A 14,123-nucleotide genomic window follows, 5' to 3' on the forward strand; every position below is an offset into this window, starting at 1 on the left:
CGAGGGCTCCGCAAATCACGAAGCCCCTCATGAATCACATTCGCATCCCATACGCACCTCCCGTTAACCCGAAGCGATTGCCCTGGGGCCGATGCACGGCCTGGTTGCTTTGTGAGGGCAGTTATGCTATCTATTTAGCCATGGTGCTGATTCGCGCCAACGACCCGCCGCAGAGGCGGGTTTTGCGTTTCGGGCCCTGCCGTCATCGTGCACAGCCGATGAAGCACAGGCATCTGCGCCACCCGGGAGCCAACTGAATCAGGAAATCCCGAAGGGCGCGTATCGCGACCTTGCTCGATCCAGGGCATATCAGTTTCGCTGATGTGTTGGCTCAAGCGAATTCGTCTGACTTTTCAACCGCGCACCCCTAAATACCGGCGCGACGTTAGGAATGTGACATGTCGGCTGAGACTTTGACCGCGAATTCCGTGAGCAGCGATTTCTGGCAGGGCGTGCGGCTCTCGATGCCGGTCGTGGTGGCATCGGCGCCGTTTGCAGTGCTGTTCGGCGCGCTCGCTGTCGACAACGGCTTCTCGGTCCTGGAAGCCTTCCTGATGAGCGCGCTGGTCTATGGCGGCGCCAGCCAGATGGTCGGCATCCAGCTGTTCGGCCAGCATGTCGCGCCGTGGCTGGTCGTGCTGTCGATCTTCGCCGTCAATTTCCGCCATGTGCTCTATTCCGCCGGCATCGGCCGGCGCATCGCGCACTGGCCTATCATCAGCCAAGCGATCGGCTATTTCATCCTCACCGATCCGCAATTCGCGGTGGCCGAGGCGAGGGCGCAATCCGGCCAGACGGTCGGCTTCGCCTGGTATCTTGGCCTCGGTCTGCCGGTCTATCTGTTCTGGATCGTCGAAAGCGCGCTCGGCGCGGTGTTCGGCAAGCTTATTCCCGATACGCATGCGCTGGGCATCGATTTCCTGCTGCCGATCTATTTTCTTGGTCTGGTTCTGGGCTTCCGCAAGCGGCCGCTGTGGCTGCCGGTGGTCATCGCCAGCGCTGCGGCCTCGATCATCGCCTACAAGACGGTGGGCTCGCCCTGGCATGTCTCGATCGGCGCGATTGCCGGTGTGCTGCTTGCCGTCATCCTGCCACCCCACCACAGCGGCGTGAAGGCACGGCCATGAGCACGACATTCTGGATCATCATCGCCGGCGCGATCGCGACCTATCTGACCCGCATCGGCGGGCATCTGGTCATCTCCCGCTTCGACACCATCCATCCGCGTGTGGAAGCCGGCCTCAATGCCGTGCCGGCGGCAGTGCTGACGACGCTGGTGGCGCCGGAGCTGTTGAACGCCGGCCCTGCGGAATGGGCGGCATTGGCCGTCACATCAGTGGTTTCGCTGCGCGGTGGGTTGATGGCGATGTTCCTGGCGGGGGCGGCGGTGTTGATCGTTGCTCGGCAGATCGTCAGCTGACTTTTTGTCATAGTTAGTCCACGTATGCTCACTTACGCAGCGCCGCCATACATAGTGATCAAGCAATAATTCCTGTCAGGCGCTTCTTAAAAATCGAACCGATCCACACCGCGCTCAGCCGAATTGCCTCCGATCTCTCCTGATGGGCGCGACGCACAACGCTGGTGTAAAGGGCGTTGCGCTGCATTGGAGTCAATTCGCCAAGATCGATCGGCCAGCGGCCGAGAGGTTCAGGTGACATTTCCATCTCCCGTGGTTGACCGCCCGAATCGGCGTCAATAACAGGCGATTTACGCGCCGTTGATCATCAGATAAAATGAATTATTAAGATCATTTTATTCTCCGGGAGAGATGTATGGACTTGGCCGACCTTCGGATCTTTCGCATGGTGGTGCGCGAGGGCGGTATCACCAAGGCAGCGGAAAAGCTGTTTCGCGTGCAGTCCAACGTGACCACTCGCATCCGGCAGCTTGAAGAGGACCTGGGGGTGCGGCTGTTTATCCGCGAAGGCAAGCGGCTGCAGGTGTCGGCCGCCGGCCGAAGATTGGTTCTCTACGCGGACCGGTTGCTGGCGCTTGCCGAGGAAGCGCGAACGGCGGTCCTCGATCCGCGCCCACGCGGTGCGTTGCGACTTGGCGCTATGGAGAGCACCGCCGCAACTCGGCTTCCTGGCCTGCTCGCCGAGTATCACGCACGCTATCCCGAGGTGGAGATCCAACTGCGAACCGGCAACCCGCAGGTTCTCGCGGTCGCCATGCTCGCCGGCGAACTCGACGCTGCGCTCGCGGCCGAACCGCTCGCAGACGCTCCGTTCGAGAAGCAGGCTGCATTTCGCGAGGAGTTGGTCATTGTCTCGGCGGCATCGCGCGGTTCGATTGAGGACCGCAGCGACATGCCCAAAACCATGCTAGCCTTCGAGCATGGTTGTCCACATCGCAGGCGGCTGGAGGAATGGTATGCGCGCCGAGGCTTCATGGCCGAGCAAATCGTCGAACTCGGTTCATATCATGCGATGCTCGGTTGCGTGGCGGCTGGCATGGGCATAGCGCTGATGCCCAAAAGCGTGCTCAAGGGCTTCCCTGAAGGTGGCAGGCTGCAGGTGCATGAACTGCCTTCAGACGAGGACAGTGCCCTGACGGTATTGTTTTGGCGCAAGGGAGCAGGCTCTCCCAACGTCCAGGCTTTGCGGGAGCTGCTTACGGAGCAAGGCACACCAATACCAAGCAAGGGTGCCGCCGCGACTACTGCTTGAGATCGTGCGGCAATGGCGCGGTGGCCTTGCCTAGCCAGGCCAGCGTTTCGCCGTCGAGCATCGGCCCGATCTCGGCCAGCACCCGGGCATGGTATGTGTCGAGCCAATGCAGCTCGTCGCGCGTCAGGAGATCGGTGCGCACTAGGCGGGTGTCGATCGGCGCCAGTGTCAGCGTCTCGAAGCCGTGCATGGCGATGTCGCCGCCCTCGACCTCTTCCGCGGGCGTCACCAGGATGAGGTTCTCGATGCGGATACCGTAGGCGCCTTCCTTGTAGTAGCCGGGCTCGTTGGACAGCATCATGCCTTCGAGCAGCTTTTCGGTGCCGGTGCGGGCAATGCGCTGCGGGCCTTCGTGCACGGCCAGATATGAGCCGACGCCATGGCCGGTGCCGTGGGCGAAGTCGCAGCCATGCTTCCACAGCGCGATGCGGGCGACGGCGTCGATTTCCGAGCCGCGCGTGCCGGCGGGGAAGCGCAACGTGGAAATGCCGATCATGCCTTTCAGCACCAGCGTGAAGCGTTCGCGCATCTCCTGCGTCGGCTGGCCGATCGGTACGGTGCGGGTGATGTCGGTGGTACCGTCCTGATACTGCGCACCGGAATCGAGCAGGAACAGTTCGCCGGCCTTAAGCTTGCGGTTGGTGGCGCGCGATACGCGGTAGTGCATGATGGCGCCGTTCGGGCCGGCGCCGGAAATGGTGTCGAAGGAGTTGTCGCGCAGCGGCATCTGGGTTTCCTCGCCCGTCCGCCGGCGCGTCTCCTCCAGCCTGGTGACGACGGATATCTCGTCGAGCGAGCCGGGCTTCTGCCGCTCCAGCCAGCACAAAAGCTTCGCCACGGCGGCGCCGTCGCGGCGATGCGCGGCACGCGAGCCGTTGATCTCGGCCTTGTTCTTGGTGGCGCGCGGGATGCGGGCGGGGTCAGGCGCTGCAATCACCGTGCCGCCGTTGCTCTCGACCAGCATGCGCAGCCTGTCGGCTGCCAGCACCGGGTCGAGCGCGATTTTCGCGCCGCCCTTGGCGAGGGACACGATAGCCGCTTCGAATTCGCCGGGCTCATGCGGCTCGGCGAGCTGGGTGAGGTAGGCCTCGACCTGGCGCGAGAATTTGCGCCGGTCCATGAAAAGCTGATGCGACCCATCGGCGGCGAGGATGGCGAAGCCGAGCGCCAGCGGCGTGTGCGGCACGTCGCCGCCGCGGATGTTGAAGGCCCAGGCGATGGAGGAGGGGTCGGTCAGCACGGCGTGGGTGGCGCCGTCCTTGCCGATCGCACTTGCCAGCCGCGCCAGTTTGTCCTTGGCAAGTTCGCCGGCAAAACCGATCGGGTGAAGTTCGACAGGTGCCATCGGCGCGTCGGGCTGATCCTCCCAGATGATGTCGATCGGGTTCTTGTCGAGCGGCACCAGCACCGCGCCCGACTTGTCGGCCGAGGCCTGCAGCGCCTTGACGTCGCTGATCGTGTGCAGCCATGGGTCGAAGCCCAGCCGTGCGCCCTTGCCGATGTTATCCTTGAGCCAGACGGCGGGCGGGTTGTCGACCAGGCTTTCGATCGAAAAGATGTCGAGATCGACCTCGCTGCGCACTTGCAGCGTGTAGCGTCCGTCGACGAAGATGAAGGCGCGGTCGCGCAGGACGATAGCGACGCCGGCCGAACCGCTGAAGCCGGTCAGCCATTTCAGCCGCGCCGAACGATCGGCGACATATTCACCCTGATGTTCGTCGGCGCGTGGCACGATGAAGCCGTCCAGCCCGTTGGCTTCAAGCCATTGGCGCAGCAGCGCCACACGCGGTTTGCCGACGGCCGGGTCGCCCGCAGAATCGAAGGTCTGGAACATGGTGGGGCCTCCTGCAATCAGCGCAACCGTAGCGCACGGTCGCGGAAATCGGAATCGATTTCCAGCTGGCGCAAACTGCTACACCATCGCTTGACTGACAACCTGCGGAACTTGGTCCAGGCCCGGTCGTGCCGGCCCTCAATGCTTGAGATGGATCGTCACCCAGCCCTCGCGGTGCAAGGTTTTGATATGGCGGAAGTTCTGGCCGACATAGGCCGAGACGACGGCGTCGCGCTGGCGCTCGAGGATGCCTGACAGCACGATCGAGCCGCCAAGCGCGATGTGATCGGCCATTTGCGGCGCCAGCCGCATCAGCGGCCGTGCCAGTATGTTGGCGACGATCAGATCGAAAGGCGCGCGCTTGCCGAAGATCGGCTGGTGAAAGCCCGGCGCGGTCACTGTTTCCACCAACGTCTTGACGTGGTTGAGCCGCGCATTGGCGGCGGCGACTCTCACCGCCACCGGATCGATGTCGGTGGCCAGTACCGGAATATGCGCCAGCTTGGCGACGGCAATCGCCAGCACGGCACTACCGGTGCCGAGGTCGAGCGCATTGCGCGGGCGTTCGCGCCGAACTACTCTTTCCAGCATTTCCAGGCAGCCGGCCGTGGTGCCGTGGTGGCCGGTGCCGAAGGCGAGGCCGGCCTCGATCTCGATGGCGAGTTCGCCGCTGCGGCGCTTGCGGCGATCATGTGCGCCGTGGACGAAGAAACGACCGGCACGCACCGGCTTCAACCCTTCCAGAGAGCGCGCCACCCAGTCGATATCGGGCAGGGCCTCGCGCTCGATCGGCTTAGACAGGGAAAGCCCGGCAAGGGTGTCCTTCAAGCGGGCCTCGACCGCATCGACGTCGCCATCGGCGTAGAGCGACACTTCGTGGATATCTTTGTCCTCATCGACTTCCAGCACGGCGATCGGCAAGCCTTCATCCTCGAAGGCTGCCTCGAGCGCCGCGAAGATGCTGACGGACTCGATCTTTCCGGTGGTGAAATACAGGCGCGTCTGGGTCATGAAATGGTGATCAGCCCTTCGCCGCCAGCCGCTTCAGTTTGGCGACGGCCGTTTCCGAGCTTTCGCCATAGGCGATGGTGCCGGCAAAGTCGCCCCTTGCGTCGAGCAGCAGCACCGACGCGGTGTGATCCATGGTGTAGTCGCCGCCGGTGTCGACTTTCTTCCAGTAGATGCCGAACGACTTGGCCATGGCATGGACCTTGTCGGGATCGCCCGTGATACCGGTGATCCGGTCGGAGAAATTGCTGACATAGGCGTTCATCACCTCTGGCGTGTCGCGCTCCGGATCGACCGAGACGAAATAGGCGTGCAGGTTCTTGCCGTCGTCGCCGAGCGTCTTAAGCCAGCCGGCCAGCTCGAACAGCGTGGTCGGGCAAACCTCGGGGCAATGGGTGAAGCCGAAGAAGACGGCGCTGGGCTGGCCCCTGAAGGCGGCTTCGGTGATCGGCGCGCCTTTCTGGTCGACCAGGGTGAAGGCGGCACCGAAGGGCTCGCCGCCATAGTGGCCGCGATACCAGTCGAAGGTCAGCCAGCCAATGCCAGCCGCCATAAGGACGAGAATGCCGACCAGGATAGAACGCATCATCAGAAAAGTCCGTCTTGCAATTTCTTCGGCGTGCCGGCCAAGGCGAGCCCTTGGTTCGGCGAACAGTCTTAGCGGTTTGACCGGGTACACGCAAAGGTGCCGCGTTGACGCAACCGGCCATGGCGGATGTGGCGTTTTCATCCGGTGCCGCCGCTTGCAATGCCGTGCTCTTCGCCCCACCTGAGACCGGCAAACTCGAACCCCCGGAGGCTATCTTGCAAGGATCGATTGGGCAAAAACTGGTCGGCGGCGCCTTAGCCGCGTGCCTTGTCCTCGGCGCCGGTGCGGCCCTTGCCGATGAAGTCGGCAAGGTCGGGGTCGACTGGCTCGGCAACGACATCATCGTCGAGGCGATCAAGGACCCGAAGGTGGAGGGGGTGACCTGCCACGTGTCCTATTTCGATCGCGGCATTATCGATCGCCTGCACAAGGGCAACTGGTTCGAGGATCCCTCCGATTCCTCGATCTCCTGCCGCCAGACCGGTCCGATCATCATCGGCGACATCGACACGGGCGAAGGCGGCGAGGAAGTGTTCAAGCAAGGCATCAGCCTGATCTGGAAGAAGCAGGTGGTCAATCGCATCTACGACAAGGCCAACGAGACGCTGATTTATCTCTCGCATTCGCGCCAGGTGCAGAACGGCTCGGCCAAAATGTCGGTCACCACCGTGCCACTCTACGGCCAGAACGTGGTGTGGAGCAAAGGCAAACCGCAATAGGGGCTTCAGCTCTTTCGCGGAACCGGTAGACGGACGATTGGTCTCGCTTGCGGGACCAATCGCTCTGACGTAAAGCCGCCGGCATGGATCGTTCCGAAAATCTCGTCCCGAAGGATTCCGAGCCGCGCATCCATCCGACCGCGGAACTGAAGGCGTGCAAACTCGGCCGTTATGCCTCGATCGGCGAGCGGGTGGTGCTGCGCGAGGTCACGGTCGGCGACTTCTCCTATTTCGAACGCCACTGCGAAGCGATCTACACGACGATCGGAAAATTCTGCTCGATCGCCGCCAACAGCCGTATCAACGCGCTGGAACATCCCATCGAGCGGCTGACCCAGCACAAGGTCAGCTACCGGCCGAACGAGTATTTTCGCTGGCTGGGCGTCGATGCTGCATTCCGCGCGCGGCGGCAGGCGAAAGCCGTGACCATCGGCCATGATGTCTGGATCGGCCACGGCGCGGTGATCATGCCCGGGGTCACCATCGGCAATGGCGCGGTGGTCGGCGCCAACGCGGTGGTGACGCAGGATGTGCCGCCCTATGCAATCGTCGCAGGCGTGCCGGCGAAGGCACTCCGGCCACGCTTCGCTCCGGATATTGCGGTGCGGATCGAAGCTCTCGCCTGGTGGGACTGGCCGGTCGAAAAGCTCGCCAGAGCGGTTCCCGACATGCAGGCGATGACGATCGAAGCCTTCCTCGATCGCTGGGAAAACGACGGGATCTGACCTCCCGCAGATGCTCTTGTTCCGGGCGCGTGTTGCTGATCGGTTCGGGCGCCGGCATGCGGCTCGGTTGGCGACCGATCGACGCCCGAGGCTTACCGGATCGGCGTCTCGCCACGAAACAGCGGCTGGTGCGCCCGCATCAAGGCGGAAATCCGGTCGGCGACCTTTCGTACCGGCGGGGAGTGACGTTCCTCGTGATGGGTGACGATCCATTGGTCGGTTTCGAGTTCGGGGATAGGCTGAGCGACGCGAACCAGCCGTGGGTCGCCGTCACCGACGAAGCACGGAAAGACCGAAAGGCCGGCGCCGGCGGCCACCAGTTCGCGTACCGAATGGGTGTTGTTGCCGCGCACGGCGATGCGGTCGCCGTGATGGGCTTGTAGCCAGCGCGCCGAGGCAATGTTCGCCCCTTCGCCGGTGACGCCGACGAACAAGCCGGCGGCGATGCCATTGATCAGGTGGCGTCCGGAATAAATGGCATGAGCGACCTTGCCGCTCTGACGGCCGGCCAGCCACTGCTCGGTCGGGCGGTCGCTGCGAATGCCGATGTCGGCGGCGCGGCGACCGATGTCGACCCGGTCGGTGGTGGTGACGAGCTCCACCCTTATGCCGTCGTCGACCGTCCAGATCTCGCCGATATGGGCCGATACGAAGGCCGAAGTCCACGGCCCGGCCGACACACGGACAATGCGGTCGGGCAGGCTTCCTTCGCGCCAACGGGTCAGCGACTGCATTGCTGCCTCGACGTCTTCGGCGCGCCGCAGCAGTTCTTCACCGACCGGGGTCAGCCGGTAGCCGGTCTGCTGACGCACGAACAGCGGTTCGCCGATCTGCCTTTCGAGCGCGGTGACGCGTCGTCCAAGGGTGGCTGCGCTGAGGCGCGTGGTTCCCGTCGCTGCGCTCAAGCCACCCAGCCGCGCAACGACGAGAAACAATCTTAGATCGTCCCAGCCAATGTCCATTTTGCAGAAATGAAAAACTCCTTGCGACCGTGGCTGTAGCGCGAAGCCGGCATCACGCGCAAGTATGCAGGCATTGGAAGCATTGGACAATCCTGCTTGGCGGCATACCGACGAGCGCCTCGGCTGGCTGACAAGCCAGCGCAATCCTTTCGATCGCGCATGCGCTTTGCGCAGATGCTTTGCGCCTTCGACCACCAGAGCGCGCCGCCATTCTGCGCGCCAAAGGAGACGATCATGTTGTATGAACTTCGATCCCATTTCGCCCGCTGGCTTGCCTATCGCCGGACGCTTGCGAGCTTGAGGCGGGCCCCGGACAGCACATTGGCGGACGCTGGCATTTCTCGCGAAGAGATCCGCGAGCGTGCCCGCCACGCCAGCTTGCGACTTTGAGACAATGGAGGCGGGCTGCAGATTATGGAACTTTGGGAAGATCGGTCGGTAACCGCGCATCGGGGATCTGGCGGTCGTGGTGCCGTCCGCTTCAGGGAACCGTTCTGCGCGCTCTCCGGACTGAAGCCCCTTCCGCCATGCGGGGGTGGCGCGGCGGAAGGGGCTGGAGGTAAACCGCTGTGAGGCGGAAGGAACAGGCACACTTGCCTGCACGGTTACTGTGACATTAAACCCATAAGGTGTGTTTTCTGCCCCGTTCTCTCTATGCGTGTATTCGATTGTGCCTGACGTATTTGTCTCCGCCGGGAACCTGAAACGGTCGCCGGTTGTTTCTCATCGCGCCGCTGCATCGAGGGTTTCGATAGATGGAAAAGCTTTTCACCAAGATCGCCAACTGGGTCGCCCATATAACCGGCCTGCCGCTGACATTCGCCGTCTGCTGCCTGATTATTGTCGTCTGGGCGGTGAGCGGTCCGTTCTTCGGCTTTTCGGACACCTGGCAGCTCGTCATCAACACAGGCACGACGATCGTCACCTTCCTGATGGTCTTCCTCATCCAGAACACCCAGAATCGCGACGGCGCCGCGATCCAGGCCAAGCTCGACGAACTGATCCGGGTCGGCAAGGGCCACAACCACTTCATCGGCATCGAACATCTGACCGAAACCGAAGTCGAGGAGATCCGCGCCAAATGCGAGCGTGCTGCAAAGCGGCATGACGAGCAGATCGCCGCCGCCGCGGCGAAAAAGGCCGTGGCGCAGAAGCGCGGGCCGAAAAAGCACGCGGCCTGAAAGTCAGCCTTTCATGAACGCCGCGAAAGGCTCCTTGTAGTCCGGATGCCAGCGTGACAGAGCAGGGCGGTTCTCGATGCGCGCCTTCGGTCAGGCCGGTGAAGGTGAAGCCGGGGATCAGCAGATGGCCGGCAACACGGGCGCCGGGTTCGTTGCGCAACGCATGCGCCAGGCCTTCGGTGAAGGTCTTCACCCCGGCCTTGGAGACATTGTAGGCAAAATTGCCGGGCGGCGTGGTGATGCCTTGCTTGGAGCCGGTGTTGATGATCAGGCCGGGCCTGGCCGAGGCCAGCATGCGGGGCGCGAAGGCCTCGACGCCATGCACGACGCCCCAGAAATTGATGTCCAGCAGCCGTTTCCAGGCATCGCGGTTTTCCCAGGGCTTTCCGGGGTTGTCGCCGACTCCGGCATTGTTCATCAGCAGCGACACATCGCCGAAGGCGCCGAACGCCCTTTCGGCGAGACGGTCCACCTCATCCGCCTTCGAAACGTCGGCGTCGACGGCAAGTACGGCATTGTCGCCGGCGATCGCAGCGACGGCGCGCGAGGCGTGTTCAAGGCGCGCGCCGCCAATGTCGGCCAGTACGATCTTCATGCCCATCGATGCAAGCCGCTTGGCGGCTGCAAGACCGATGCCGCTGGCGGCGCCGGTGATGACGGCGATGTTGCCTCGGCTAAGCGCGGGCAGGACTGTCTGGATCTCGGCGTCGGTCATCATGGGCGATGGTTCCTTCTTTCGATGGCGCCGAACTTAGCGCTGGAACGGGCTTGCGCAAGCCTCTGATCGCCCTGTTTGGGTTGACCAGTTCGGTCGAGGCTGCGCATGTTGTCCTGGCAAAAGGAGACTTTTGCCGGGGCAAATGGAGATTTCCTGATTGACGGACTGGGTCGCAATTCTGAAAGAACAGACCGCTATCGGCGACCAGATGGGGCGCGAGGTGCCGCAGATGCTGGCCAACCCCGACATCAGCGAAGCGCAGGTGAAGACGCTGTTTTCCGCGCTGGAGAAACAAGCCGAGTTCGTCGAGAAGCTGCGCATGGCGCTGGAAAAGTTCGGCCATGATTTCTCGATCATCAAGGCGGCGGAACGGCTGGAGGAGCGCTATGCCGACCTTGCCGCATCGGTGGCGGAAAAGCTGAAAGCGATGCGAAAGTAGGGTAGTGTCTCAGTCTAGGTGCGCCGCTCTGGCGTCATGTTGGCGGCGCGCTTCTTGCCTTCAGGTCCGGTCGGCATGAGTTAGCTTTTCGAGCCGGCTGGGACGATTGTGCCAGGAACAATATCAGTGTTCTGAGCCACCTTGATACGCCATCCCGACGGCCCTTCCTGGGCAATCAGAAGCAATATGCCTTTCCTAAGCCCTGCCGGGGACCCGTCCGGGGCAGATGCTCCCGTGAGGGTCCAAGTGTAATGAACGGAAGCAAGCCCCGGAGCCAATTCCACGACCGACGAGACATCGCCTTCCAATCGACTATCCCGAAACATGGTGTCATGGGTAGCTCGGTGCGCCGCTTCGATTTCGGATCGGTTCTTCCACCAAACGCCTACGACGTTGACGAAATTAGCATCAGGAGCGAACAGAGATGCAAACTCATCCATATCATGCCGGTTCCAAGCATTCGCAAAAGCGGTCGCGACATGCTCAGGCTTGCCAGTCGTCATGCCCATGACCCTACGTCTCCTGGATACTTTCCGCTAAGCGTATAGGAGTCGGGGGCCGGATGCGACAACGGCAAGGTCACATTTCAAACTGAGACACTACCGCAATAGCGGCTACTTTTCGATGACCCGCGCGAAACGCGTATCCGGCACGAGCCATACCATCGCGACCAGCACATAAAGCGCGACGCCGATCCATTGGCTGACGAAGGTCAGCACGACGGCTGCGATGTAGATAGCCAGCGAGGTCTTCCCCTTGCGATCGTTGCCCAGTGCCCTTGCAAAGGCCGTGTCATTGCCGTGCAGGCGATGCAGCGCGGCGGCCAGTATCTTATAGGCGATGGCGCATAGCGCCAAGTCGATGCCATAGACGGCGACCGGCACCGGCGCAAAGTGGTTCTCGCCCATGAAGGCCGTCGTCACCGGCATCAGCGACAGCCAGAACAGCAGGTTGAGGTTCGCCCACAGCACGCGGCCGTCGACACGCTGCACGGTGTGGAACATGTTGTGCAGATTGTTCCAGTAGATGCCGACATTGATGAAGGACAGCACGTAGCAGAAGAAGACCGGCCACAATGGCAACAAGGCCGCGATATCCTCGCCATGCGGCACTTTCAGCTCAAGCACCATGATGGTGATGATGATGGCCACGACGCCGTCGGTGAATGCCTCGACCCTGCCTTTGCCCATGGATCCCACCTTTGCCGCACCGGATTGTCGAAAGACAGTAAACTGTTAGCGGATATTGAAGGGCCGATAAACGGCGCCGGAGAATTTCCTCAACCATATCCAAGGAAACTTCTGCATCAGCCCCGCTGGTCGGAATGGTTGCGGCGGCCACATGTTGACTTTTCTTGGCTTGGCCTCTCCGCTTGCGGCGCAGCCTCGGCCGAAGCAGACGAACGGCCGGGGTTCGAATGGAGGGACTGATGAGATTTCGATTTCTGCTTGTGATCGCGACCATACTGGCCGCGGTCTTCGGGACGTCCGCCGCGGCCTTCGCCTACAGCGCCCACACAACAACCAACCTCAATGTCCGTAGCGGGCCGGGGGCTGGATACGCCAAGGTCGGAACGTTGCCCGCCGGCTTCAGGGTGAATGTCACCGGCTGCCAGCCGGGCTGGTGCAGAATCCATGTCGGCGGCGTCAGCGGCTGGGCTAGCGCCGGCTATCTCGAGCGGTCCCAGATCGTTCGCCCGCCGATCATCATCGTGCGCCCGCCGCATCGGCCGCCGCACTGGCAGCACAGGCCGCACCGCCCCCCGCACCATCGCCCGCCGCACAAGCCGCGTCCCGGCAAGTGCAAGATCGCACCAGGCTTTCCCTGCCGGTAAGGCAGATTGCTCGGAATTGAGCGATAGATGTCATGACGGATCGGAGCCGCTGGCCCCGATCCGAGCCCGTCAAGCCGTCGGATATCCGTCCAGGCAATGTCCACCGTGCTGTCAGGAGCCTGCCCGTCGGCCGAAACGTCGTGGGTGAAACCGCGTTAAAGTCTCGATCCCCGAAATCGATGACGAGGTTGGCCATGGCCATTCGCGATTTTGCGCATACGCACGAACGGGCCGGCGGCGACGCACTTGCAGTCCCCACCGTCGCTGCGATGATTGCCGTGCTGTTTGCCGGCAGCACCGTGCTGACGCCGCTCTACATCGTCTACAAGCAGCAATTCGGCTTTTCACAAATCACGCTGACGCTGATCTACGCGGTGTATGTCGTCGGCAATCTGGCGGCACTGCTGACGCTGGGCGGCATCTCGGATGTTGTCGGCCGCCGGCCCGCGAGCCTGGCGGCCATGCTTGTCGCCATCATCAGCGCGCTTGTCTTCCTGTTTGCCGGAAACGTCGTCTCGCTCGACGTGGCCCGCATCCTGAGCGGGCTCGGCATCGGCGTTGGCGCGGGGACCGGAACCGCATGGATTGCCGAGCTTCTTCCCGGTGCGGACAAGTCGCGCGCCAGCGTCATCGCCACCAGCACCAATTTCCTCGGCCTCGGTTTCGGGGCCTTGATTTCAGGACTTCTGGCTGAGTACGCGCCATGGCCGTTGCGGCTGATCTTCATCGTTTACCTGGCGGCACTCGCGGTGGTGACGATCCTGGTCTGGCGCACCCGCGAAACGGTGGCGAAGCCGGGCCGCCTCGGGCGGATTTCCTTGCGGCCGCAATTCTCCGTCCCGCAGGTGATCCGTGCGCGCTTCGTCGCGCCGGCGGTGACCGGCTTTGGCGCGATGGCGCTGGTCGGCTTCTATGCCGCCGTGGCGCCGAGCATCCTGGCGCAGCAGCTGCATGAGACCAATCACGCCGTCGCCGGCGCGCTGTTCTTCGAACTGGCGATCGTCACCGCGGTCAGCATCGTGGTTCTGATGCGCATGAAGAGCAACAAAGCGATGCTGGCTGCGCTGGCATTGATGATCCCAAGCGTCTTGTTGGTGGTGGCGGCGCAAATGCTGGCTTCGCTGGCGCTGATGATCGCGGCGACAGCCTGCTGCGGCGTGGTGGCGGCGCTCGGCTATCGTGGCGGGCTGCAGGTGGTGAACGAGATCGCGCCGCAGGATCGCCGCGCCGAAGTGGTGTCCAGCTTCTTCATCTGCTGCTTTGTCGGCAACGCCTTGCCCGTCATCGGCATCGGCGTCGTGTCGACCTATGCCAGTCCCGTTGCCGCGAGCCTGGCGTTTGCCTGCATGATTGTAGCCTTTGCGCTGCTGGCGCTGGGCTTCGGACTGAAACAAAGGCGGTGATATCCGGACATCCAGCGGGGGGCGGTTGGCCAGCGGGGA

Annotated in this window: 17 protein-coding genes and 1 pseudogene; 10 read left to right on the forward strand and 8 right to left on the reverse strand. The window is 62.8% G+C overall.

Annotated features, from left to right (window positions below):
- Positions 1-398: 398 nt before the first annotated feature.
- Together NKI73_RS25115 and NKI73_RS25120 are read left to right on the forward strand one after the other, a co-directional pair.
- Positions 399-1,127: an AzlC family ABC transporter permease gene (locus tag NKI73_RS25115; RefSeq protein ID WP_352633573.1), complete on the forward strand. Its 729-nt coding sequence runs from the start codon at positions 399-401 to the stop codon at positions 1,125-1,127.
- The gene (locus NKI73_RS25120; RefSeq protein WP_352633575.1) at positions 1,124-1,420 is read left to right on the forward strand and encodes an AzlD family protein; all 297 of its coding nucleotides are present in this window, start codon (positions 1,124-1,126) and stop codon (positions 1,418-1,420) included. The genes NKI73_RS25115 and NKI73_RS25120 overlap by 4 nt, the downstream gene beginning before the upstream one ends.
- Positions 1,421-1,478: 58 nt before the next feature.
- On the opposite strand, the gene NKI73_RS25125 is transcribed toward NKI73_RS25120, so the two are convergent.
- Positions 1,479-1,661 carry a hypothetical protein gene (locus NKI73_RS25125; protein ID WP_352633576.1) on the reverse strand — a complete coding sequence of 61 codons (183 nt, stop codon included), beginning with the start codon at positions 1,659-1,661 and terminating at the stop codon, positions 1,479-1,481.
- Positions 1,662-1,775: 114 nt separating this feature from the next.
- On the opposite strand from NKI73_RS25125, the gene NKI73_RS25130 reads away from it, so the two are divergent.
- The gene (locus NKI73_RS25130; RefSeq protein ID WP_352633577.1) at positions 1,776-2,672 is read left to right on the forward strand and encodes a LysR family transcriptional regulator; all 897 of its coding nucleotides are present in this window, start codon (positions 1,776-1,778) and stop codon (positions 2,670-2,672) included.
- Here NKI73_RS25130 and NKI73_RS25135 read toward each other — a convergent pair.
- From NKI73_RS25135 to NKI73_RS25145, 3 genes are all read right to left on the reverse strand, one after another.
- Complete coding sequence (locus NKI73_RS25135; protein ID WP_352633579.1) at positions 2,662-4,506, reverse strand: aminopeptidase P family protein; 1,845 nt, start codon at positions 4,504-4,506, stop codon at positions 2,662-2,664. The genes NKI73_RS25130 and NKI73_RS25135 overlap by 11 nt on opposite strands.
- Positions 4,507-4,644: 138 nt before the next feature.
- Entirely contained in the window at positions 4,645-5,517 is an 873-nt protein-coding gene (locus NKI73_RS25140; protein ID WP_352633581.1) for a 50S ribosomal protein L11 methyltransferase, read from the reverse strand.
- Positions 5,518-5,527: 10 nt separating this feature from the next.
- Positions 5,528-6,103, reverse strand: a complete 576-nt coding sequence (locus NKI73_RS25145) for an SCO family protein (protein WP_352633583.1) — start codon at positions 6,101-6,103, stop codon at positions 5,528-5,530.
- Between the two features lie 215 nt (positions 6,104-6,318).
- Between NKI73_RS25145 and NKI73_RS25150 the strand changes: the two genes are divergently transcribed.
- Together NKI73_RS25150 and NKI73_RS25155 are read left to right on the forward strand one after the other, a co-directional pair.
- On the forward strand, positions 6,319-6,822 hold the full coding sequence (locus tag NKI73_RS25150; protein WP_352633585.1) for a CreA family protein: 504 nt from the start codon (positions 6,319-6,321) through the stop codon (positions 6,820-6,822).
- Between the two features lie 83 nt (positions 6,823-6,905).
- Positions 6,906-7,547 (forward strand): transferase hexapeptide repeat family protein, encoded by a 642-nt coding sequence (locus NKI73_RS25155; protein WP_352633587.1) that lies wholly within the window; start codon positions 6,906-6,908, stop codon positions 7,545-7,547.
- A 92-nt stretch (positions 7,548-7,639) separates the two neighbouring features.
- Here NKI73_RS25155 and NKI73_RS25160 read toward each other — a convergent pair whose 3' ends face one another.
- On the reverse strand, positions 7,640-8,767 hold the full coding sequence (locus NKI73_RS25160) for a LysR family transcriptional regulator (protein ID WP_352633589.1): 1,128 nt from the start codon (positions 8,765-8,767) through the stop codon (positions 7,640-7,642).
- On the opposite strand from NKI73_RS25160, the gene NKI73_RS25165 reads away from it, so the two are divergent.
- Positions 8,744-8,899 carry a YjiS-like domain-containing protein gene (locus tag NKI73_RS25165; protein WP_245266380.1) on the forward strand — a complete coding sequence of 52 codons (156 nt, stop codon included), beginning with the start codon at positions 8,744-8,746 and terminating at the stop codon, positions 8,897-8,899. The genes NKI73_RS25160 and NKI73_RS25165 overlap by 24 nt on opposite strands.
- A 365-nt stretch (positions 8,900-9,264) precedes the next feature.
- A complete protein-coding gene (locus NKI73_RS25170; protein ID WP_352633591.1) occupies positions 9,265-9,690 on the forward strand; it encodes a low affinity iron permease family protein in 426 nt (141 codons plus the stop codon).
- A gap of 3 nt (positions 9,691-9,693) precedes the next feature.
- Here NKI73_RS25170 and NKI73_RS25175 read toward each other — a convergent pair.
- A pseudogene (locus NKI73_RS25175) lies at positions 9,694-10,408 on the reverse strand (SDR family NAD(P)-dependent oxidoreductase).
- A gap of 157 nt (positions 10,409-10,565) precedes the next feature.
- Here NKI73_RS25175 and NKI73_RS25180 point away from each other — a divergent pair.
- Complete coding sequence (locus NKI73_RS25180) at positions 10,566-10,847, forward strand: hypothetical protein (protein ID WP_352633593.1); 282 nt, start codon at positions 10,566-10,568, stop codon at positions 10,845-10,847.
- An 80-nt stretch (positions 10,848-10,927) separates the two neighbouring features.
- On the opposite strand, the gene NKI73_RS25185 is transcribed toward NKI73_RS25180, so the two are convergent.
- Both NKI73_RS25185 and NKI73_RS25190 read right to left on the reverse strand, forming a co-directional pair.
- Positions 10,928-11,356, reverse strand: a complete 429-nt coding sequence (locus NKI73_RS25185; protein WP_352633595.1) for an SgcJ/EcaC family oxidoreductase — start codon at positions 11,354-11,356, stop codon at positions 10,928-10,930.
- 105 nt (positions 11,357-11,461) lie between these two features.
- A complete protein-coding gene (locus NKI73_RS25190) occupies positions 11,462-12,037 on the reverse strand; it encodes a TMEM175 family protein (protein WP_352633596.1) in 576 nt (191 codons plus the stop codon).
- Between the two features lie 239 nt (positions 12,038-12,276).
- On the opposite strand from NKI73_RS25190, the gene NKI73_RS25195 reads away from it, so the two are divergent.
- Both NKI73_RS25195 and NKI73_RS25200 read left to right on the forward strand, forming a co-directional pair.
- Complete coding sequence (locus NKI73_RS25195) at positions 12,277-12,681, forward strand: SH3 domain-containing protein (protein ID WP_352633598.1); 405 nt, start codon at positions 12,277-12,279, stop codon at positions 12,679-12,681.
- Positions 12,682-12,875: 194 nt separating this feature from the next.
- A complete protein-coding gene (locus tag NKI73_RS25200) occupies positions 12,876-14,084 on the forward strand; it encodes an MFS transporter (RefSeq protein ID WP_352633600.1) in 1,209 nt (402 codons plus the stop codon).
- Positions 14,085-14,123: the final 39 nt, after the last annotated feature.

The sequence above is a fragment of the Mesorhizobium sp. M0496 genome, assembly GCF_040321205.1.
Lineage (GTDB): Bacteria > Pseudomonadota > Alphaproteobacteria > Rhizobiales > Rhizobiaceae > Mesorhizobium.

Bases quoted from the DNA above. Each gene is read 5' to 3' on its own strand.
- NKI73_RS25115 (WP_352633573.1), top strand. From the start codon at position 399: ATGTCGGCTGAGACTTTGACCGCGAATTCCGTGAGCAGCGATTTCTGG.
- NKI73_RS25120 (WP_352633575.1), top strand. From the start codon at position 1,124: ATGAGCACGACATTCTGGATCATCATCGCCGGCGCGATCGCGACCTAT.
- NKI73_RS25125 (WP_352633576.1), bottom strand. From the start codon at position 1,661: ATGTCACCTGAACCTCTCGGCCGCTGGCCGATCGATCTTGGCGAATTG.
- NKI73_RS25130 (WP_352633577.1), top strand. From the start codon at position 1,776: ATGGACTTGGCCGACCTTCGGATCTTTCGCATGGTGGTGCGCGAGGGC.
- NKI73_RS25135 (WP_352633579.1), bottom strand. From the start codon at position 4,506: ATGTTCCAGACCTTCGATTCTGCGGGCGACCCGGCCGTCGGCAAACCG.
- NKI73_RS25140 (WP_352633581.1), bottom strand. From the start codon at position 5,517: ATGACCCAGACGCGCCTGTATTTCACCACCGGAAAGATCGAGTCCGTC.
- NKI73_RS25145 (WP_352633583.1), bottom strand. From the start codon at position 6,103: ATGATGCGTTCTATCCTGGTCGGCATTCTCGTCCTTATGGCGGCTGGC.
- NKI73_RS25155 (WP_352633587.1), top strand. From the start codon at position 6,906: ATGGATCGTTCCGAAAATCTCGTCCCGAAGGATTCCGAGCCGCGCATC.
- NKI73_RS25165 (WP_245266380.1), top strand. From the start codon at position 8,744: ATGTTGTATGAACTTCGATCCCATTTCGCCCGCTGGCTTGCCTATCGC.
- NKI73_RS25160 (WP_352633589.1), bottom strand. From the start codon at position 8,767: ATGGGATCGAAGTTCATACAACATGATCGTCTCCTTTGGCGCGCAGAA.
- NKI73_RS25170 (WP_352633591.1), top strand. From the start codon at position 9,265: ATGGAAAAGCTTTTCACCAAGATCGCCAACTGGGTCGCCCATATAACC.
- NKI73_RS25185 (WP_352633595.1), bottom strand. From the start codon at position 11,356: ATGGGCATGACGACTGGCAAGCCTGAGCATGTCGCGACCGCTTTTGCG.
- NKI73_RS25190 (WP_352633596.1), bottom strand. From the start codon at position 12,037: ATGGGCAAAGGCAGGGTCGAGGCATTCACCGACGGCGTCGTGGCCATC.
- NKI73_RS25195 (WP_352633598.1), top strand. From the start codon at position 12,277: ATGAGATTTCGATTTCTGCTTGTGATCGCGACCATACTGGCCGCGGTC.
- NKI73_RS25200 (WP_352633600.1), top strand. From the start codon at position 12,876: ATGGCCATTCGCGATTTTGCGCATACGCACGAACGGGCCGGCGGCGAC.